The organism is Humibacter albus DSM 18994 (assembly GCF_000421825.1).
Lineage (GTDB): Bacteria > Actinomycetota > Actinomycetes > Actinomycetales > Microbacteriaceae > Humibacter > Humibacter albus.
On the sequence record NZ_ATXT01000013.1, the window covers coordinates 494,032 to 514,869 of the forward strand.

General features: G+C 67.2%; 16 protein-coding genes. 13 read left to right on the forward strand and 3 right to left on the reverse strand.

What is annotated here, in order from left to right; all coding sequences use genetic code 11:
- Positions 1–36: 36 nt before the first annotated feature.
- Positions 37–1,215, reverse strand: a complete 1,179-nt coding sequence (locus H623_RS20950; RefSeq protein WP_022900226.1) for a membrane protein — start codon at positions 1,213–1,215, stop codon at positions 37–39.
- A 372-nt stretch (positions 1,216–1,587) separates the two neighbouring features.
- On the opposite strand from H623_RS20950, the gene H623_RS20955 reads away from it, so the two are divergent.
- From H623_RS20955 to H623_RS18425, 4 genes are all read left to right on the forward strand, one after another.
- Entirely contained in the window at positions 1,588–2,202 is a 615-nt protein-coding gene (locus tag H623_RS20955) for a TetR/AcrR family transcriptional regulator (protein ID WP_022900227.1), read from the forward strand.
- Positions 2,203–2,303: 101 nt separating this feature from the next.
- A complete protein-coding gene (locus tag H623_RS0106990) occupies positions 2,304–3,230 on the forward strand; it encodes an aldo/keto reductase (protein WP_022900228.1) in 927 nt (308 codons plus the stop codon).
- 152 nt (positions 3,231–3,382) lie between these two features.
- A complete protein-coding gene (locus H623_RS18420) occupies positions 3,383–3,958 on the forward strand; it encodes a MarR family winged helix-turn-helix transcriptional regulator (protein WP_022900229.1) in 576 nt (191 codons plus the stop codon).
- Positions 3,955–8,118, forward strand: coding sequence for an ABC transporter ATP-binding protein (locus tag H623_RS18425; RefSeq protein ID WP_022900230.1), 4,164 nt, complete (start codon positions 3,955–3,957; stop codon positions 8,116–8,118). Before H623_RS18420 ends, H623_RS18425 begins: the two co-directional genes overlap by 4 nt.
- Before the next feature lie 10 nt (positions 8,119–8,128).
- Here the strand turns inward: H623_RS18425 and H623_RS0107005 are convergent, their stop codons facing one another.
- Entirely contained in the window at positions 8,129–9,397 is a 1,269-nt protein-coding gene (locus H623_RS0107005) for an AI-2E family transporter (RefSeq protein WP_084485722.1), read from the reverse strand.
- 284 nt (positions 9,398–9,681) lie between these two features.
- A complete protein-coding gene (locus H623_RS0107015) occupies positions 9,682–10,122 on the reverse strand; it encodes a MarR family winged helix-turn-helix transcriptional regulator (protein WP_026940040.1) in 441 nt (146 codons plus the stop codon).
- Positions 10,123–10,323: 201 nt separating this feature from the next.
- On the opposite strand from H623_RS0107015, the gene H623_RS22255 reads away from it, so the two are divergent.
- The 9 genes from H623_RS22255 (at position 10,324) to H623_RS18440 (ending at position 20,793) form a co-directional block, all read left to right on the forward strand.
- Complete coding sequence (locus H623_RS22255) at positions 10,324–10,458, forward strand: hypothetical protein (protein ID WP_281169280.1); 135 nt, start codon at positions 10,324–10,326, stop codon at positions 10,456–10,458.
- Between the two features lie 731 nt (positions 10,459–11,189).
- A complete protein-coding gene (locus tag H623_RS0107025) occupies positions 11,190–12,161 on the forward strand; it encodes an ABC transporter substrate-binding protein (protein WP_022900234.1) in 972 nt (323 codons plus the stop codon).
- Between the two features lies 1 nt (position 12,162).
- Positions 12,163–13,683, forward strand: coding sequence for an ATP-binding cassette domain-containing protein (locus H623_RS0107030; protein ID WP_022900235.1), 1,521 nt, complete (start codon positions 12,163–12,165; stop codon positions 13,681–13,683).
- Positions 13,680–14,702 (forward strand): ABC transporter permease, encoded by a 1,023-nt coding sequence (locus H623_RS0107035; RefSeq protein WP_022900236.1) that lies wholly within the window; start codon positions 13,680–13,682, stop codon positions 14,700–14,702. The genes H623_RS0107030 and H623_RS0107035 overlap by 4 nt, the downstream gene beginning before the upstream one ends.
- The gene (yjfF, locus tag H623_RS18430; protein WP_022900237.1) at positions 14,699–15,772 is read left to right on the forward strand and encodes a galactofuranose ABC transporter, permease protein YjfF; all 1,074 of its coding nucleotides are present in this window, start codon (positions 14,699–14,701) and stop codon (positions 15,770–15,772) included. The genes H623_RS0107035 and yjfF overlap by 4 nt, the downstream gene beginning before the upstream one ends.
- The gene (locus H623_RS0107045) at positions 15,765–16,787 is read left to right on the forward strand and encodes a LacI family DNA-binding transcriptional regulator (RefSeq protein WP_026940042.1); all 1,023 of its coding nucleotides are present in this window, start codon (positions 15,765–15,767) and stop codon (positions 16,785–16,787) included. The genes yjfF and H623_RS0107045 overlap by 8 nt, the downstream gene beginning before the upstream one ends.
- A 360-nt stretch (positions 16,788–17,147) precedes the next feature.
- Positions 17,148–18,665, forward strand: a complete 1,518-nt coding sequence (locus tag H623_RS18435; protein WP_169514904.1) for a sugar ABC transporter ATP-binding protein — start codon at positions 17,148–17,150, stop codon at positions 18,663–18,665.
- Positions 18,662–19,708 (forward strand): ABC transporter permease, encoded by a 1,047-nt coding sequence (locus H623_RS0107055; RefSeq protein WP_022900240.1) that lies wholly within the window; start codon positions 18,662–18,664, stop codon positions 19,706–19,708. Before H623_RS18435 ends, H623_RS0107055 begins: the two co-directional genes overlap by 4 nt.
- Positions 19,705–20,793 (forward strand): ABC transporter permease, encoded by a 1,089-nt coding sequence (locus H623_RS18440; protein ID WP_022900241.1) that lies wholly within the window; start codon positions 19,705–19,707, stop codon positions 20,791–20,793. The genes H623_RS0107055 and H623_RS18440 overlap by 4 nt, the downstream gene beginning before the upstream one ends.
- The last annotated feature ends 45 nt before the right edge of the window (positions 20,794–20,838 follow it).

The following is a 20,838-nucleotide window of genomic DNA, read 5'->3' on the forward strand; positions in this document are numbered from 1 at the left end:
TTCTCCGCTCAGCCCCTCGTTCGTGGTCCGTTATCGTCACACGGTGGCCGGTTCGGGGGCGCCACGGCCTGATACTGGCGTCGCCGTGCCTGCACCGCCACCGGTCTCGGTCGTGCTCACGACATCCTCTTCATCCCATCCGTCGGGGTGTACCAGCTCACGGTTGCGGAAGTGGCCGACCAACGAGAGCAGAAGACCGCACACCGCCCACGCGCCCAGCGCCAGCCAGGACTGCGCCGAGTCCGCATCGGGGAAGTACGACAGGTCGCGCAGAAGTGTTGCGGATGCTCCGGGCACGAACCATTGCCCGACCGCGCCCCAGACTCCGGGAAGGAACTGCACGGGCGCCGTCGCAGACGACAAGGGGTTGCCGACCAGCATCGTGATCACGGCGCCCACGCCGATGCCGACCGAGCCGAGAAGGGATGTGGTTCCCACGATGAAGACCCCCGTGGCGAAGAACGCCAGTGCTGCGGCCATCGCGTTGAGCGCGAAGGAGCCCTGCAGAACGCCGAGCCAGGGTTGCATGATCGAGACGACGATCACTCCCACGATCACCGCGTACACCGAGACGGCGGTCAAACGGCGGGCGGTTCCCGACACGAGCAGCGAGATCACGATGCCGCCGATCAGTCCGCCGATGGTGAACGGGAACGCCGCTGCGGCCATGCCCGCGCCGCGAGGGTCGGAGTCTGCGAGGGACACCACGTCGGTGAGCTTCACGTGAACAGTCGGGATCGTTCCCGCGCCCCCGCCCGCTTGCGCCCCGGCGGCGGCCTTCCGCATCGCCGCGATCTTCGCGTTGATGCCCGCGATGACCTGCGAATCCACCTGTTTCTGCAGCCGGGACTGCACACCGGACATGATCTGCGTGGTCACCGGGCTCGACGCGGATGCCGTCAGCACCTCGGGTGCATCGCCGCCGAGCACGATCGCGCCGTCGTAGGTGCGATCGCGGATGCCGCTGACGGCATCCGCTCGGCTGTTCACCGTGGTGATGTCGAACGTGTCGCCGCTCTTGCTCAGTGCCTTCTCGATGTGGGACACCTGCGCGGCCGGGCCTGTGACGGCGAGCGGGAAGTCCTTGGCGCTCGAGGTCACCGACGGCCAGAGGAAGGCGAGCACCACGACGCCGACGGCGATCGCTGCGCCCACGGCCATCAGGATGACGCGCCCCCACTTGGTGTGCCGCGTCGCAGATCTGTTGTCGGTCATGGTGACTCTCCTGTCGTTCCGATCGCTTCGCGGATTCGCTGCAGGGATGCCGGCGCCGCGGGGCGGTTCTGCTCGCGGGGCCGCATCGACCCGTGATCGGTCGCATTCGTCCGCCTCGACGTGAGAACCACGTGTCGTAAAGAAAAACGAATGCTCGTTCTTTATCGTACAATCTCTCTTGTCTGATCGTCAAGGCGAGCACCGGCCCGTGTCGCGTGACCGGATTCGCCGACGGGCCCCGACGACGGTTGCGACGGCGGCAATGCGGTCGACGGCCCACGGTGCGTTCTCGGGGCGAGCGAGGGCCGGTGCCTCGGCTCCGGAACCGCCGGAGGTGCGCTGTAGGGTCGGAAGACCCGAGGGAGGAAGACCATGCCGAAGGTCAGCGAGGAGCATCGCGAACAGCGGCGCAAGCAGATCCTCGATGCGGCGGAGCGCAGCTTCGCCCGCAAAGGATTCCACGACACCTCGATGAGCGACATCATCGGTGAGGCGGGCCTCTCCGTTGGCGCCATCTACGGGCATTACGCGAGTAAGAGCGAACTCATCGCGGCTGTCGCCGAGCAGGTGTTCGCGCCGGCGCAGCCGAGGTTTCAGCCGGTGCGCGACGACAACGGAGTGCCGCTGCACCCGCTCGACTTCGCGGACCGGGTGTCCGACAACCTGCTCAGCACCGTCGGCGGTAGCGGGCTTCCCCTTCAAGTCTGGGGTGAGGCGACGGTCGACGACAACTTGCGGCATGCGTTCCTCACCGTGTTCGGGGGGCTGCTGGGCGGCATCCGGGCGCAGATCGTGCTCTGGCTCACCGAGGTGAAGGAGTTGGCGGACGACGAAGCGGATGCCCTCGCCGACGGCCTCGCCTCACTCGTCGGCGGCCTGCTGCAGGGCGCTCTCGTGCAGACGGAATTCGTGTCGGGGTTCGACCGCGGCGCCTACCTGCGGATCGCGCATCCGGTGTTCGACAGCATCGAGCCGGCGTCATCGTAGATCGCGCCAGCCGTGGCAGGTCGATCGTTCCGCGCTCCCGAGCCTGAGCGCGGGGTGAACCAGTGCTCACGCGACCGTGCCGGGACCGGCAGGATGGAGGCATGAAGCACTTCACCCTTCCCGGCACGAGTATCGACGCGAGCAACGTCATCCTCGGTCTCATGCGCATCCTCGACCTCGACGACGAGGCGATCCGTACTCTTGTCGCAACCGCCCGTGACGCCGGCATCGACTTCTTCGACCATGCGGATGTCTATGGCGGCGACCATGCGTGCGAGCGCCGTTTCGGCGACGCCGTCACGTTCTCTTCCTCGGAGCGCGAGAAGGTCTATCTCCAGTCGAAGGTCGGTATCCGCGATGGGTTCTGGGACTTCTCGAAGGAGCACATCCTCGAGTCGGTGGACGCGTCGCTGAAGGCGCTCCGCACCGAATACCTCGACGTGCTCTTGCTGCACCGCCCCGACACGCTGATGGAGCCGGAGGAGATCGCGGCCGCCTTCACCACCCTCCACGACGCCGGCAAGGTTCGCCATTTCGGCGTCTCGAACCAGACGCCCGGGCAGACCGAGCTGCTGCGGCGTTCGGTCGAGCAGCCGCTGATCGCCAACCAGGTGCAGTTGAGCATCACGCACGCGAACCTCCTCGCTCAGGGCATCGCCGCCAACATGAACGGGCTGGACCAGTCGATCGATCGAGACAACGGCATCCTCGAATATGCTCGCCTGAACGACATCACGCTGCAGGCGTGGTCGCCGTTCCAGAAGGGGTTCTTCGACGGCGTCTTCCTCGGCGACCGGGAGAACTACGCGGAACTCAACGACGCCATCGACGAGATCGCCGCCGCGCACGGAGTGACGCCGACTGCGATCGCCGTCGCCTGGATCACCCGGCACCCGGCCAACATGCAGGTCGTGCTCGGCACGACGAATCCGCAGCGCGTGAAGGATGCCTCGGCCGGCTCCGACCTGCCCCTCACCCGCCCCGAGTGGTACCGCCTGTTCACCGCGGCGGGGCACGTGCTGCCGTAGCGGCCCTCGACCCGTCGTCTGTCCTGCGGAATGGATGCGACTCGACCCCTTCGGGAGTCGGCCGTAGGCATCGTCAGGGCGTCGTCCTAGGCCTCGGCGGCGGACACGTCGGTCCGACGACGGCGACGGAACCCCGGGCATACGATGGTTCGGTGATCGAACTATCCGGAGAGGCCTCTGTCGCCGACGGGCCGGACTCTGTCGACGACCCGCGAGCCCGGGTCGCCGTTCACGCGCTGACGCGGGCGTCGCGCATCCTGGAGCGGACGCTGTGCGCGCCGGACATCGAGGGTACGGCTGTGCTGAGCCTCGCCGACTTCCGCGTGCTCGCGACGATCGGCGCGGGGGAAGCGCGGGCATCCCGCCTTGCGGCACGGCTCGCGGTCGGCAAGCCGACCATCAGCTCCACTGTCGACTCGCTCGTGCGTCGCGGGTTCGTGCGCCGAGAGGCGCACGGCGCCGACCAACGCGCGGTCGACCTCGCGCTCACCGCCGACGGAGATGCCATGCTCGAGGCGGCGGAGTCCGGGCTCGCCGGGGTGGTGCTCGACCTCGTGAGTCGCACGGAGCATCCGGAAGCCGTGCTCGCCGCCCTCGCAGACCTGGGGGGTGCGATCGAGGCGCGGCAGGCGTCCATCGCGGCGGCGCGCAGAGCCGCCGGAGGGGCGAACGCGGCGAGGGCCCCGCGGCGGCGGGAATCGGCGGCCGACGACGGGGAGGCCCGATGACGACGCGCGACGACGCGGGTGCGCCCGCCGGAACGGTAGGAACGAGCGGCGCCGGGGCGACGGGAACCGGGGGTGCCGGACCCGCACCCACCACGTCCGCCGACCCGACCGACCTCACCGGCCCCGGCTGGCTCCGCCGCCTCGGCCACTACCTGTGGCGCCATCGCGTCAACGTGTCGATCGCGGTGGGCGCCGCGATCCTCGGCTCCTCATGCCAGGTCGCGACCCCGCTGATCGCCCGCCAGATCGTGGACGACGTCATCGTCGACAAGTCCGCCCCGCTGCTGCCATGGCTTGCTCTGCTCGTCGTGCTCGCGCTGATCGCGTTCGGCTTCGCCTACCTGCGGCGCTATCGCGGCGGCCGCGTCGCGCTCGACGTGCAGAACGACCTGCGCAACGAGATGCACGACAAGCTCCAGCGTCTGGATGCCGCCACTCTCGACACCATGCCCGCCGGCCAGCTCGTGGCGCGCGCGAACTCCGACTCGGCGCTCGTGCAGGGACTGCTGAACTTTCTGCCACTCGTCACCGGCAACGTACTGATGATGCTGCTGTCGCTCGTCGTGATGTTCATACTCTCGCCGTTGCTCGCGCTCGTCAGCCTTGCGGTCGTGCCGGCGCTGCTCATCGTGAGCTACCGCATGCGTCGCATGGTCTTCCCGGCCAGCTGGGACGGTCAGCAGAAGGAGGGCGATCTCGCCGAGATCGTCGACGAGGATGTCGGCGGCGTGCGCGTCGTGAAGGCGTTCGGCCAGGAGCGGCGCGAGCTGGAGCGGCTGACGGGCACGGCATCCTCGTTGTACGGGTCGCAGATGCGCACGGTGCGCATCCAGGCGAAGTACCAGCCGCTGCTCGAGGCCGTGCCCGTGCTCGGACAGGTGGGCATCCTCGCGCTCGGCGGGTGGCTAGCGCTCACCGGCAATATCACGCTCGGCACGTTCCTCGCGTTCTCCACCTACATCGCGCAGCTGATGGCACCGGCCAGGCAGCTGGCGGGCATCCTCACCATCGGGCAGCAGGCGCGCGCCGGCCTGGAGCGCATCTTCCAGCTGCTCGACATGACACCCACGATTCGGGATGCTCCGGACGCCGTCGATCTGCCGGCCTCCGTCGGCCGTTCGGGAGCGGTCGGAGGAGCGGAAGCCGGAATTGCTACGGGAACGGCCGCCGGAGCAGGCGTCGGAACGATCGAGTTCCGGAACGTCACGTTCGGCTACGACCCGGATGCTCCGGTGCTGCACGACTTCTCGCTCACCGTGCGCGCGGGCGAGCGTGTCGCCCTCGTCGGGGCGAGCGGCAGCGGCAAGTCCACGGTCGGTCGGCTGCTCGTGCGGTACTACGACCCCGACGCGGGCGTGGTGACGATCGGCGGAGAAGACGTGCGGGACATCCGTCTCGGCTCCCTGCGTCAGGCCGTGGGCATGGCGTTCGAGGACGCGTTCCTGTTCTCGGAGTCGGTGCTCGACAACATCTCCTACGGCGCTCCGGATGCCACGGACGACGAGATCGAGACCGCCGCACGTGCCGCTCAGGCGCACGACTTCATCATGGAGCTGCCGCGCGGCTACGACACGGTCGTGGGCGAGCGCGGGCTGAGTCTCTCCGGCGGGCAGCGGCAGCGCATCGCGCTGGCACGGGCGATTCTGCGCGACCCCGCGATTCTGGTGCTCGATGACGCCACGAGCGCGATCGACGCGCGCACGGAGCAGAGCATCCACGACGCGCTGCGCACCGTGATGGAGGGCCGAACAGTACTGCTCGTCGCGCATCGGCACTCCACGCTGCATCTGGCCGATCGCATCGTCGTGCTCGAGAACGGCCACATCGTCGATCAGGGCACGCACGACGAGCTCATCGACCGCAGCGACACGTACCGTGCGCTCTTCGGGGCGACGGATGCCGCGCGTCACGGCGACATCGACGCGCTGGCGGGGGCAGACATCGCGTCCGCGGTACCGGAGCCATCCGTGCGCCCTGAGCGGGTGCAACAGGTAATGCTCCCTGAGCGAGCGGAGCGAGATGTGCTCCCTGAGCGAGCGCAGCGAGTCGAAGGGCCCGCACGCTTCGACTCGTCGGCGGCTCGCTCTGCGAGCACGGAAGGTGCAGGCCGCTCAGCGGACACGGGGACGGCTCATGCGGCGAGCACGGAGGCGGCCCGCTCAGCGGGCACCGGCCCCAGCGCCCGCCCACGCCGTGCCGCCGGCGCCCCCGCGCTCGGAATGGGTCTCGGCGGAGGCGGTGGCGGCATGCGCGGCATGAGCGCCGGCCTCGCTCCGACACCTGACCTGCTTGCCCGCGTCGCGGCGCTCCCACCGGTGCGCGACGTGCCGGCCATCGACCTCGACCGCGAGTCCCGCGCCGACGACGACTTCTCACTGGTGAAGGTGCTGCGCGAGTTCCGTCGCCCGCTGCTCGCGGCGCTCGTGTTCGTCGTGATCGACGCGCTGGCCGGCCTGCTCGGTCCGGCCGTCGTGAAGACGGGTATCGACCAAGGAGTCACCACAGGCGCCGCGGCCGTGCTGTTCGCGGCATCCGGCATCTACCTCGTCATCACCGTCGCAGACATGTTCAACGGCATGGCCGAGTCGTTCGTGACAGGCAGGGCGGCGCAGCGCATCATGCTGTCACTGCGCATCCGCGTCTTCGCCCAGCTGCAGCGCCTCTCGCTCGACTACTACGAGCGCGAGATGGCCGGGCGCATCATGACGCGCATGACGACCGACATCGACCAGTTCGAGTCGTTGCTGCAGAACGGCCTGCTCGGTGCACTCGTGGCCTTCGTCACCTTCGTGGGCGTCGGCGTCGCGCTGGTCATCGTGGATGCTCCGCTCGGCCTGGCCGTGCTCACCGTCGTGATCCCGCTGGCCTTGGCGACCGTGTGGTTCCGCAAACGGTCGTCGAAGCTCTACGACCTTTCGCGCGAGCGGATCGCGATCGTGAATGCGGCATTCCAGGAGAGCCTCTCCGGCGTGCGCGAGTCGCAGGCGTTCACGCACGAGGAAGCGACCATGCGGCGCTTCCACGGCCACGGCAGTGCGTACCTGCGCTCGCGGGTCGCGGCCCAGCGTCTGGTGGCGACGTACTTCCCGTTCGTGCAGTTCCTCTCGGCGATCGCCGACGTGATCGTGCTCGGGCTCGGCGCCGCGCTCATCGCTCAGGGACAGCTCAGCGCGGGTGCGCTGATCGCCTTCCTGCTCTACATCGACATGTTCTTCTCGCCCATCCAGCAACTGTCGCAGGTGTTCGACGCGTGGCAGCAGACGCGGGTGTCGGTCTCCCGCATCTCCGGTCTCATGAAGCTGAAGACGCTGACTCCGCAGGCCGAGCACCCGTTGCCGGTCGAGGGGTTGAGCGGCGACGTCGACATCGACGACGTGCACTTCGCTTACCCGACCGCACCCGTCTCGGTCGAGAGGAGAGGACCGAAGGATGCCCGTGACATCCGCTCGCGCGACGCTGCGGCGACCCGTCCTCCGGAGGCGCTGGCGGGCATCCGACTACATCTGCGTCCCGGCGAGACAGTGGCGCTCGTCGGTGAGACGGGGGCGGGCAAGTCGACCGTCATGAAGCTGCTCGCCCGTTTCTACGATCCCGACCGCGGCGCCGTGCGTGCCGACGGCACAGACCTGCGCGCGCTCGACCTCGGCGGCTACCGCCGCGAGCTCGGCTACGTTCCGCAGGAGTCGTTCCTGTTCACCGGCACCATCGCCGACAACATCGCGTACGGACGTCCGGATGCCCCCGCCTCCGCCATCGAGGCCGCCGCGCGCGCCGTGGGCGCTCACCACATGATCGAGGGGCTGCCGTTCGGCTACGGCACCGAGATAGCCGAGCGCGGCAAATCGTTGTCGGCGGGGCAGCGTCAGCTGATCGCCCTCGCGAGAGCGGAGCTCGTCGACCCGGCCGTGCTGCTGCTCGACGAGGCGACCAGCAACCTCGACCTCGCCACCGAGGCTCGCGTGACGGATGCCATGCATCGCCTCGCGCGCGACCGAACCACCGTTCTCATTGCCCACCGCCTGCAGACGGCGATGGGGGCGCACCGCATCGTGATGCTCGACCACGGACGGGTCATCGAGGCGGGCACGCACGACGAGCTGTTGGAGCGCGACGGAGCGTACGCCGCGATGTGGCGCGCCTTCGAGCTCGCGACGACGTAGCGCCGCCCGGTCAAACCTTCGCGTCCTGCCGGGGTATGAAGATCTGTTTGATGATCAGCAGGATCGATGCCGTCACCGGGATCGCGACGAGCGCTCCGAGGAGGCCGAGCAGGGTGCCGCCGACCAGCGCGCCGATCACCACGAGCGAGCCGGGAACCGAGATGGCCTTGTTCATCACCCGCGGGGTCAGCACGTACGCCTCGACCTGCATGTAGACGATGTAGATCACGGCGAAGACCAACGCGCTGATCGGACTGGAGAACAGCGCGACGACGGTGCCGATGAGCCAGAACAGTACCGATCCGACGAGCGGGATGAGCGTGATGCAGAAAGCGACGACGGCCATCAGCAGGGGGAACGGCAATCCGAGGAAGAGGTAGAGGAAGAACACGACCACCGCGTTGAAGAACGCGAGCACGACCATCCCGCCGAGGTATCCGCCGATGCCGGACGAGATCTGCTCGATCATCGAGGAGACGGTCGGGCGGCTCCGTGCGGGGGCGAGCCTGGTGAACGACGTCTTGACGGTCGGAAGCGAGGCCAGGAAGTACAGGCTCAGCACCAGCACGATGATGATGCCGGAGATGATGCTGCCGATAGTCAGACCCACCTGCACCACGCCGCCGCCGATGGCCGCGATGTTCGACGGATTGGTGATGAAGTCCTTGATCTGATCGGTGATCGAGCCCACCTGGTCGCCGAAGTTGGCCTGCAGCCAGTCGTAGAAGTCGGAGTGCTGGAATGCGGTGATCGTCTGCGGGAAGTTGCTCACGAACTGCGTAATCTGGCGCACGATCGTGGGAATGATCAGCCAGAGCACGCCGACCAGCACGATCGCGAATCCGGTGAACACGATCACGATGCCCCACGGCCGCTTCACGCTGTGCCGCTCCAGCATGCGCACGATCGGGTCGAGGCCGAGCGCCGCGAAGATGCCGAACACGATGTAGATGATGACCGTGGAGAGGTTCTGGAAGGCGAGTCCGAGCAGCAGTGCGACGAGCCCGCCGAGGGTGAGGCTGAAGCCCATCACGAACGGATGGTTCAGGTTGGCCCAGAATGTGCGCGAAGGCACGGCCTCGTGTGAGGCGACGGCGGCCGCATCCGACGCCGGTCCGGACGTCTTTGGGCTCGGGACTTCTGGGCTCGCGGACCGCGTGTCGTCGGATGCTCCTGATGCATTCGTTCCGATCGGCTCGCTCGCCGAAGGGGACGCCGTGCGCCCGGTACCCGAGCTCGCGCCCGTCGACGAAGCGGGCACGGCGGTGTTGTCGCTCATGGCGACACCCTAGGTGCGCCTGCGGTGCGCCGGGCCGCGGCGCGCCACGATGCGCCTGCGCTGCCGCACGCCACGGCGCGCCTGCGCTGCCGCGCGCACGTGCCCACGATGCCGCGCGTGCCACCTACCGCAGCGAGACATACCGATTCGGCCGAAACATCAGTCCTCGCGGGCCGTTTCGGCCGAATCGGTATGTCTCACGGCGCGCCCGGCTGGCCGGCCGGGTGCGCGAGGCAGGGCGGGACGAGGGGATGGGGCGAGAGAGGCGGGGCGGGGGGCGAGCGTCAGGACTCGACCGAGAGCCGCAGCTTCTCGCAGAGCGCTTCCAGCTGTGCCAGTTCGTCGGGGCTCAGCGCGCTGCCGACATGGTCGATGATCGAACGCCCGTGCAGCACGGCGCAGTGCCGGTACAGCTCGTATCCGGCATCGGTGAGGCGGACGATGGAGCCTCGGCCGTCATCCGGCTCGGGGCACTTCGACAGCAGCCCGCGCTCGATGAGCCGGTCGACCAGACGGCTCACGCTCGGCTGGGTGAGCAGCACCTGCCTGCGCAGATCGCGCATGCGGATGCTCCGGTCCTGCTGCTTCGAGATGGTGAACAGCACGTCGTATTCGGTCAGGCTCAGGTCGGCATCGCGCGGGAACTCGGCAGTGAGCGTGCGCATCACCGTCACCTGGGCGCGGAACAGCGACTCCCATGCGCTGATCGCAGACTTCTTGGTCACGCTGCTGCTCCCTTCGGGTGCATCGGGGGAACGTCGTCTCCCAGCGTACGGCCCTGGTACTGCTTGGGCTGTTTCGCGTGCTTCCCGTGCTTTCCGTGCTTTCCGTGCTGCCCGCTCGAAGCCGCGCAGGGATGCCGACCATGCAAAGGCCAGCGACCCCGGAGGTCGTCTGTTCTCTCGCCGGAGCGTTAGCCTCGAAGCATGGATGACCGTCACCCCACCTATCCCGCCCGCACCGGAGCATCCGGAGCCTGGATGTGGACCGCCGTCGTCATCGCGGTGATCGCCGCCGCCGGGTTCGTCGTCACGCTGCTGACGAACGGTCACTACGCCTGAGCTGCCCCACCCCGGTGGCTGCGGCGCGGTGTGAGCTTCGTGCCGTGCAGAACCGCCGGTTCCCGCGCCGCCGCGTTCGGCGCCATCGTGTCGCCTCCGTTGCGCCCGGCCGGCTGCGCTCCCGCGCAATGCAGCAGGTCGGCACGACGGTTCGCGCTCTCTCGCCGGCGACATGCCGAATGGGCATGTTTTCGCGCTGATGTCCTGTTGACGTACTCCGCCGAGACGATCTGCCGCGCGTGCAGCTGTGGACGCCCGTGCCTCAGAACGCAAAACGAGGGCCGGTCGTAGAGGCTTACGACCGGCCCTCTCCCTTGCACCAAGAGTGTCCTGCAATCACATTCCACACCGGCCGCCACAGCAAACAACCGGTGCTCTTGCACTCTATAACGAACAGGTAACGGGGCGCTAGTTGCCTGTTCGTTATTTTTCTACTGACTTCTGATGAGCCGACTCTGGATTCGCTGGAGTAGCCCTCTTTCTACTGGGGGCACCGCGCGTTCTACTGGGGCACCGCGCGCGTTATCGCGCGAGACGGCCCGCCACCATCCAACGCGCGGTGGTTCGCGGAGAACTTGACAGCCCTTCACCGCGGTGGATAGCGTCTGCTGTTAGCGCTCACAGCCCGGGCCGATCGTCGCGATGCGTGCGGAGACCACGGTCGGAGACCACGGTCGGAGACCACGGTCGGAGACCTCGTAGACCCGACACAAACGAGGAGGTTTGACGCCGTGAGTCGAAGGAGACTGATCGGAGCCGCGATTGCCGCCTGTGCGACGATCCTGCTCGCGGGTTGCCAAGCGGGCCACGGGGGATCGCCTGGGACCTCCCACCTCGTTGTCGGGTTCGCCCAGGTCGGAGCGGAGAGCAGTTGGCGCACCGCGAACACGAAGGACATCGAGTCGGCATTCCAGCACGCAGGAATAACGCTCCGGTTCTCGGATGCCGAACAGCAGCAGGCGAACCAGATCGCCGCCATTCGCTCGTACATCCAGCAGCGCGTGAGTGTCATCGCATTCTCACCCGTCGTCGAGTCGGGCTGGGACACGGTGCTGCAAGAGGCCAAGGCCGCAGGAATTCCCGTCATCCTGACTGACCGCGCCATCTCGACCGACGACCCGTCGCTGTACGTGACCAGGCTCGGCAGCGACTTCACCAAAGAGGGCGAGAAAGCGGGAGTCTGGGCAAAGAAGGAGTTCGCCGCGGCATCCTCTGTCAAGGTGCTCGAGATCGAGGGGACGACGGGGTCCGCGCCCGCCATCGGCCGCACGAAAGGGTTCGAGAAGGAGATCGGCGACGACAGCAAGTTCTCGATCGTCGACTCGCAAGACGGCGGTTTCACGCGCGCGGGCGGTGAACAGGTCATGGAGGCCCAGCTGAAGGCGCACCCCGACGTCGATCTCGTCTATGCCCAGAATGACGACATGGCGCTCGGGGCGATACAGGCGATCGAGGGGGCAGGTGAGCGCCCGGGCAAACAGATCAAGGTGATCTCGGTTGACGCGACTCATGACGGCATGGAGGCGCTCGCCCAGGGCAAGATCAACTTCATCGTGGAGTGCAATCCGCTGCTCGGTGACGAGCTCGTCAAGCTCGTGAAAAAGGTGACGGCAGGAAAGTCCGTGCCGAGGCGGATCGAGCCGCCGGAGAGGACGTTCACCCAGGAGCAGGCGATCGCCGCGCTGCCGACGAGGAAGTACTGACGTGCCAGCAGCAACGCCCGTCGTGGAGATGCGCGACGTGACCGTGACGTTCCCCGGCGTGCGCGCATTGGACGGGGTGGACTTTCGGATGTTTCCCGGAGAGGTCCATTCGCTGATGGGCGAAAACGGCGCGGGAAAGTCTACGCTCGTCAAGGCACTCACCGGTGCGCTGCGCCCCGACTCCGGCAGCATCGCCGTCGACGGTAGACCCCTGGAGCAGGCGAGCCCTCGCAAATCGCAGGCTTTGGGCGTGAGCACCGTCTATCAGGACACGAACCTCCTGCCCACACTCTCAGTCACGGAGAACATCATGCTGGGACGAGAGTCCCGGTGGGGACCCTTCATCGACCGGAGCGCAACCCAGGCTCGAGCGCGGGCCCTGCTAAAAGAGCTCGCCCTCGACATCGACCCCGCCGCGGAGCTAGGAGAGCTACCGTTCGCGCTCCAGCAGCTGGTGGCGGTCGCGCGAGCCATCGGAATCGATGCCAAGGTGCTCGTGCTCGACGAGCCCACGGCGAGCCTCGACGGTGACGAGGTCGCCGACCTTTTCCGCGTCATCCGTCACCTCAAGAGACGAGGGACGGCGATCCTTTTCGTCTCCCATTTCCTCGACCAGGTCTACGAGATCGCCGACCGCCTGACGGTGCTGCGCGACGGCGCCCTCGTGGGCGAGTACCGCACCGACGACATCCTGCGGATCGAGCTCGTGCACAAGATGATCGGACCGCAGTATGCGGCCATCGAGGACGTTGCTCCGGTCGACTTCTCGCAGCAGTTCGCCGGTGACTCGGGTCCCGTCGTCGAGGCCGTCGGGCTGGGACGCCGCGGGCGCGTCGCCCCGTTCGATTTCGTCGCGCGGGAGGGCGAAGTCGTGGGGATCGCCGGCCTCCTCGGCTCCGGTCGCACGGAGGTCGCCCGACTGTTGTCGGCTGTCGACCGTCCGGATACGGGCAGATTGAGGGTCTCCGGCGCCGGACGCCGGGTTCGGACGCCGCGGACCGCCCTGAGACACCGCATCGTGTACGCGTCCGAGAACCGCCAGAACGAGGGAATCATCGAGAGCTTCTCGGTGCGGGACAACATCCTGATCGCGCTCCAGGCGGATCGCGGCTGGTACCGGCCCATCTCTCGGCGTCGGCAGGAGGAACTGGCCACGAGTTACATCCAGGCGCTGAACATCAGACCTGCCGATCCGGATGCCGTGGTGCGCGATCTGAGCGGCGGAAACCAGCAGAAAGTCCTCCTGGCACGGTGGCTCGCCATTGCGCCGCGCCTGCTGATCCTCGACGAGCCGACCCGCGGCATCGATATCGGCACCAAGGCGGAGGTGCAGCGTCTCGTCAATGACCTCGCAGCCAACGGCATGGCCGTCGTCTTCATTTCGGCCGAGCTGGACGAAGTGCTGAGACTCAGCACGCGGATCGTCGTCATGCGCGACCGCGAAATGATGGCCGACATCGCGAACGACGGCGCGTCATCTGGAAAGGTCCTCACCATGATCGCCGGTGGAGGGGCCCCGTGAAGAATCTGCTCGCCGCTCGGCTCACCTGGCCGGTAGTCGCGCTTGCCGCACTGCTGCTCCTGAACTTCGTGCTCCAGCCCAACTTCTTCTCGATCCGCGTGCAGGACGGCCACCTGTACGGAAGCCTGATCGACATCGTGCGCAACGGGGCGCCGACCGTGCTCGTCGCGCTCGGCATGACGCTCGTCATCGCGACCAGGGGGCTGGATCTCTCGGTGGGTTCCATCGTCGCCATAGCCGGAGCCGTGGCATGTTCGATCCTCGCGTCCTCGGGGTCTGAGGCGAACGTTCCCGTCGTCATCGTCGCCGTGGCTGCCGCCCTCGCCGCCGCACTCGTCCTCGGCGCCTGGAACGGCTTTCTGGTTGCCGTCGTCGGGATCCCGCCCATCGTCGCGACACTGATCCTGATGACGGCCGGACGTGGTCTCGCGCTGCTGATCACGCAGGGCCAGATCGTGACGGTCTCCAGCGCGGCGTATCGCGTGATCGGTGCCGGGTTCGCACTCGGGCTTCCGGTGTCCATCCTGATCGCAGCCGTGATCTACGCTGCGGCAGCCCTACTCACCCGCAAGACGGCGCTCGGCATGCTCATCGATGCGGTTGGCGTCAACCCGATCGCCAGCCGGATCGCCGGCGTGCCCGTCAAGGGCATCAACTGGAGCGTATACGCGTTCAGCGGCCTCTGTGCGGGCGTCGCCGGGCTCATGATCAGCTCGAACGTGACCGCGGCCGACTCGAACAGCGCAGGGCTTTGGATCGAGCTGGATGCCATCCTTGCGGTCGTCATCGGAGGCACGCCTGTCGGCGGTGGCCGCTTCTCGCTGAGCGGCACGCTGGTGGGCGCGTTCATCATCCAGACGCTCACCGCTACGGCGTACACGGCGGGCATCGCGCCCGGGGTGATGCTCGTGCTCAAGGCGATCGTCGTCGCGGCCGTGTGTGTCATGCAGGCACCGCGTGTGCGCTCGAGGGCGCAGCGGCGCGTCCCGTCGAGACCACGCGCGGGAGTCCGCTCGTGAGCGGCGCCGGGCCGAACGGGCTCCGACGCCTGCCGAAGCGGCGACATCTCTCGTGGACCGTGTCGCTGGGGCTACTGATCGTGCTGTTCATCTTCGGCGCGATCCGCTTTCCCGGGTTCGTATCCGGGCAGGTCGTCCTCGATCTCTTCGTGGACAACGCCTACCTGATCGTCCTCGCGGTAGGGATGACGTTCGTCGTGATCAGCGGCGGACTCGATCTGTCGGTCGGATCGGTCCTCGGGCTCTCCACCGTCATCGCCGCGGCGCTGCTGCGCGCGCACTGGAGCCCCGGTGCGGTGATCATCGTGGTGCTGCTCGTCGGGTCGGCTCTCGGCCTTCTCGTGGGCCTGGGCATTCACTACTTGAGCATCCAGCCCTTCGTTGCGACCCTCATCTCGATGTTCTTCGCTCGAGGACTGTGCTACGTGTTGAGTCCGGACTCGATCGCGATCTCGGACCCCTTCTTCCTCGGCATGGCGCAGGCGCAGCTGCCTGTCGGATTCGGCCTCGAGGTGAGCCCCAGCGTGCCGGTTGCGCTCCTCGTGGTGCTGGCCGGTGTGCTGGTCCTGCACTGGACCATGTTCGGTCGCACGGTGTACGCGGTCGGTAACGGGGGACGCGCGGCGTCGCTGATGGGTGTGCCGGTGGCCCGCACGGTCGTTCTCGTCTACGTCATCAGCGGTTTCTGTGCCGCGCTGGCGGGCATCCTGTTCTCCTTCTATACACTGTCGGGGTACAGCTTGACGGGCGTCGGTCTCGAGCTGGACACGATCGCGGCCGTCGTCATCGGCGGCACTGTACTCAGCGGAGGTTCCGGCTATTTGTGGGGCTCGATTCTCGGTGTGCTCGTGCTCGGCACCGTGAACGCGCTGATCACGTTCGACGGGACTCTCGGAACATGGTGGTCCAAGATCATCGCGGGCGCCCTGCTCTTGGTCTTCGTGCTGGTGCAGCGGCTCGTCCTGCGCCGTCGTCGGGCGGACAGCGGTGGCTCGAAGCCCGAGGAGCCGGGCGCACGGGCCCGGGCGTGGGCCAGTGACGTCGGGCGAGGAGGGCTTCGGGATGGCTGAGAAGCCGGGGCGGCCGGCCACCATCTTCGACGTCGCGCGCCTTGCCGGTGTGTCGCATCAGACGGTCTCACGTGTGCTCAACGATCTGCCGAACGTCCGAGCATCGACGAAACAGCGCGTCGAGCTTGCGATCAAGCAGCTGCGGTATGTGCCGTCCCCTGCGGCCCGCGCGCTCGTCACGCGCCGCACGCGCACGATCGGCGCTATCGCAACGGGCGGCCCTGATTACGGTCCCTCCAGTACCATGCTGGGCTTCAACGAGGCCGCACGTGCGCAACGCTATGCCGTCAGCATGGCCAATGTGGTCGAGTCGGACCTCGCGTCAGTTCGCGAAGCGGTCGAGCTTCTGCTCCGTCAGAACGTCGAGGCGCTGGTGCTCATCACCGAACGTGTCGGCGTGCTCGATGCGGTGCTGCGCATCGAGACCGGTATCCCGCTGGTCGCCGTCGATCCAACGGGTCGAGCCGAGCATGCGGTCGCCATCGACCAATATCAGGGCGCACGGATCGCCGTCGAGCATCTTCTCTCCCTCGGACACCGGAAGATCCTGCACCTAGCGGGACCTCTCGATTCGGTGGACGCCGGCGAACGGGCGCGCGGGTGGCGTGACGTGATGGCGGCCAGCGGCTTGGCGGCCGTCGAGCCTCTAGTAGGCGATTGGAGTCCCGACAGCGGGTTCCGGGCAGGCGAGACGCTCTCAGCAGCCGACTTCTCGGCGGTTTTCGTCGCCAACGACCAGATGGCACTCGGTCTCATGCACAGCCTGCGCGCGCACGGGCGCCGAGTGCCGGACGAGGTGAGCCTCGTCGGGTTCGATGACATCCCCGAGGCGGCGCATCTCGCACCGCCGTTAACGACCCTGCGTCAGGACTTCGCCACCCTCGGACGGCAGATCATGGACAGCCTCGCTGAGTTGCTGTCGGGGGAGGCGGGCGATGAACGCGCCCCGATCATCCCGCAGCTCGTCGTGCGGGCTTCGACAGGAGTGCCAACAGTCAACCGGGTCTCGGTCTGAGCTCGGCCCGAACGGGACGCGCCGAATGACCTCCTCGAGAGTCGGCGGATGCCAGCACGATCTGGGATCGTGTGAACGCTCACGGCATGTCGTTTCAGGTTGAGGGCAGAGTCTCCCCTTCGCACCAGCCGTTCCTTGACTTGTTGACGGAACCTCTGCTTTACTGCCTTCGACTGTTAACGCTCACAATGTTGAATGTGAGTCAGTGAAGGCTCGCCAATGGTGGCCGGATGTCACAGATCGAAGGAGATGTTGCGACTTGACGAAGAAGTTCGACCCGGCAATCCGCGCTCGGAGCGGCGCCCCGACGTCGGCCGCCGCGCGGTGAGCGTGAGCATGGAAAGGCCGCGCCCGGTTCCCGTGTCCGCAGACGCCGACACGACAGCCCGTACGTACAGCGCGCGGAATGTCAGCAAGGCGTTTTCCGGCGTCCCGGTGCTCGAAGGCATCGACCTCGCATTCCGTCCGGGAGAGATCCACACCCTCGTCGGTGAGAACGGCGCGGGCAAGTCCACCCTCCTCAAAATCATGTCCGGGGTCTACTCCGCCGACTCCGGATCGCTTGAGCTGGAGGGGGAGGCGCTCGGCCCGCTCTCTCCCGCGACGGCCCAGCGCCGCGGCATTTACCTGGTTCCGCAGGAGCCGCGGCTCATGCCCGACCTGTCGATCGCGGAAAACCTCTACCTCGGATCGCTGCCGCGGGGCCGCTTCGGCTTCACCGTGAACTGGAAGATGATCAATAACTCGGCGGGCGACGTGCTGTCCCGCGTGGGGCTCAGCGTCGATCCGCGGTCTCTCGCCGGCCGGCTGCCTCTGGCCCACCAGCAGCTACTCGAATGCGCTCGGGCGCTCGCGCATGGCTGCACGATCATCTTCTTCGACGAGCCAACCTCGCCGCTCACCTCGCACGAGGCCGAGACGCTCTTCTCAGTGATGGACGACCTGCGGCGCCAGCAGATGACGCTGGGATTCATCAGCCATCGCTTCGACGAGGTCGAAGAGCTGTCCGACCGGATCTCCGTCATGCGCGACGGGGCGGTCGTCGCACATCACCTCCGAGGCGAGTCCGATCGCGCCAGCATCATCAACGCAATGGTCGGTCGTGAACTGACGATGGCGAAGCGGAAGACCAGGCCCGAGCGAAGCGGCGCTCCGATCCTGGATGTCCGTCACGTGGTCAGCAAGCCCGAGGTCGAAGACATCTCGATCCAGGTGCGGGCGGGGGAGATCGTCGGACTCGGCGGCCTCGTCGGCAGCGGCCGAACCGAACTCAGCGAGGCGGTCTTCGGGCTTCGGCCGTCGTCGGCCGGCGTCGTCACGGTCGATGGAGTCGATGTGACGGGTCGTGCACCTCAGGACTGCATCGACGCCGGGCTGATCTACCTCGGCGAGGACCGCGGTCGCAACGGCATCTTCGCTGACGTCGATCTGACGCGGAATGCGAGCGCATCCGTCATCGGTCGGCTGCCGCGCAAGGGCCGTCTCATTCGGAAGAGGCAGGAGGAGACCATGACGCAAGGGGCGCTGCAGAACGCGGGCGTCAAGGCTGCGAACATGGGCCTTCCGATCAAGTCGCTGTCCGGCGGCAACCAGCAGAAGGTGCTTCTCGCACGCTGGATGATGGCCCAGCCGAAGGTCGCAATCTTCGACGAGCCCACTCGAGGCGTCGACGTCGGCGCCAAAGAGGGCATCTACGAGATGATCGAGTCGCTCACCGATGACGGACTCGCCACACTCGTGATCTCCTCCGAACTGGACGAGCTCGTGCGGCTGTGCGACCGCGTGTATGCGGTGTACGAGGGTCGTGTCGTCGGAGAGCTGCGTGGCGATGCGATCACCAGCGACGCCGTCGGACAGCTGGCGGTGGGTGCGGCATGACCACCCCGAACGTCACCTCATTCTCCTCGATCGCGTTCGGTCGTTCCGTTCGGGAATTCATCGGGCGGCGGGATGTCCAGCTCGTCCCGATCATGCTCGTCATCGCGATCGTCAGCGCCATCGCCAGCCCGGACTTCCTCAGCTCTCGTGTTATCTCCAGCATCTTCATCACGGCGATGGTCACCACGTTCGTGGCGCTCGGCCAGACCGTGGTCATGCTGACGAAGGGCATCGATCTCTCGGTCGCACCGATCCTCGGCCTCGCCGCCGTGATCGTCGGATTCCAGGCGCAAGACCACGGCATGCCGCTGTGGCTCGGCCTCCTCGTCGGCGCGGGGGTAGGGGCGGTACTGGGGGCGGGCAACGCCGTGCTCGTGAGCCTTCTCGGTCTGCCGCCGATCATTGCGACGCTCGGCACGTTCAGCGTGTATGGCGGCCTGCAGTTCATCATCACGGGCGGCAGTCAGGTGAACCAGGTTCCCGCCGAGTACACGAACCTCGGCGTCGCGACCAACACGATCATTCCCGGTGTCCCGATGCTGCTCGTGGTCGGCGTCTTCGCCACGGTCTGCGTCGGCCTGCTTCTGCGCTACACCGTCTACGGGCGCAATGTCTACGCGACCGGAGACGACTTCGAGGCGGCGTTCCGGGCCGGCATACCGACGCGCCGCGTCATCTTCATCGCGTACGTGCTGTGCGGTCTGCTGTCCGGCATCGCCGGCGTCGTCTACCTCGCTAGGACCGGCTCGGCGGACGCCCTGACCGGGACGCAGACCAACGAGAACCTCAATGCGATCGCCGCGGCGCTCATCGGCGGCGCCGCACTCACCGGCGGTCGGGGGAATGCGGCGGGAGCGCTGCTCGGCAGCATCTTCCTCGCCCTCACCGTGTCGGCGATGGGCATCGCCGCCCACATACCCGACGAATGGCAGCCCGCGGGAATCGGTGTCCTGATCCTGCTCGCCGTCATCGCCGACCCGCGCGCGCGGCAAGGCGGAACACTCAAGGGGCTGTTCACCGGCCGCAGAAGGAGAAGACGATGACGACGACCACGATCGCGCCCAGCCGCCGGCGGCTCCCGGTCTGGGGCACCGTGCTGGCAGCGGCTCTCGTCGTCGAACTCATGGTGTTCTCGCTGACGAACACGCACTTCTTCGGCGGCGGTGCCGGGATGCTCAGCCAGATCGAACTCTTCCTACCCACTGGCATCGTGGCGCTGGGCTTGGCCCCGGTCATCCTCACGGGGGCCATCGACCTGTCGGTCGGCGCGACCGCGAGCTTGTCCTCGGTGCTGGTAGGGGTGCTCATCCTGCATCACGTCAATCCGGTGCTCGCCATCGGTATCGCTCTCGCGGTCAGCACCATCATCGGACTGGTCAACGGGCTGATCATCACGCTGTTCGGGATCGACTCTCTGCTCGTCACGCTGGCGACGCAGTTCATCGCCAGCAGCCTGGCGGTTTCGGTCGCCGGAGACAATCCGCCGTTCGGCTTCCCTGACATGTTCCTCGCCCTCGGCGAAGGCACGGTCGGGCCGGTGCCTATCGCGCTCTTGATCTTTCTGGTCATCGCCGCCCTGGTGATGCTCCTCATCGGACGCACCGGGTTCGGCAGGCGCATCGTCCTGATCGGCTACAACCCATCTGCGGCCCGCTTCACCGGTGTTCGAGTGATGCGAACCTTCGTCGGCGTTTTCACTATGAGCGGGTTGGTGGCAGGCATCGCGGGCATCGTTCTCGCCGCGTACTTCAACGCGGGCAGATCTGACTCGGGCATGAGCCTGCTCCTCCCCGCCATCACCTGCGTGGTACTGGGCGGCGTCGACATCTTCGGCGGGCGCGGACGGATCGGTGAGGTTGTGTTGGCGGTACTGGTGCTCGGGTACCTCACACAGGGCCTGCTCAACTCGGGCGTCAGCTCCCTCACCGCAACCATGGTGACCGGCCTGCTCCTCATCGTCGCCCTCGTCGTGAAGATCGCCTTCGAACGACGGTCGGGAGAGTCGTTCCTCGGAACGCTCCGGCGCCGATTCGCCGCACGAACGGGTGGTTCGCCCGGAGTCGGCCGTGGTGCGAAGGGAGGTTCCGAAAAAGCCGCAGCAGAACCGAGAGACCCAGCGCATTCCTGATCCGGGCCAACCGGCCCAACACACATCACAGCTCAAGGAGTTCCA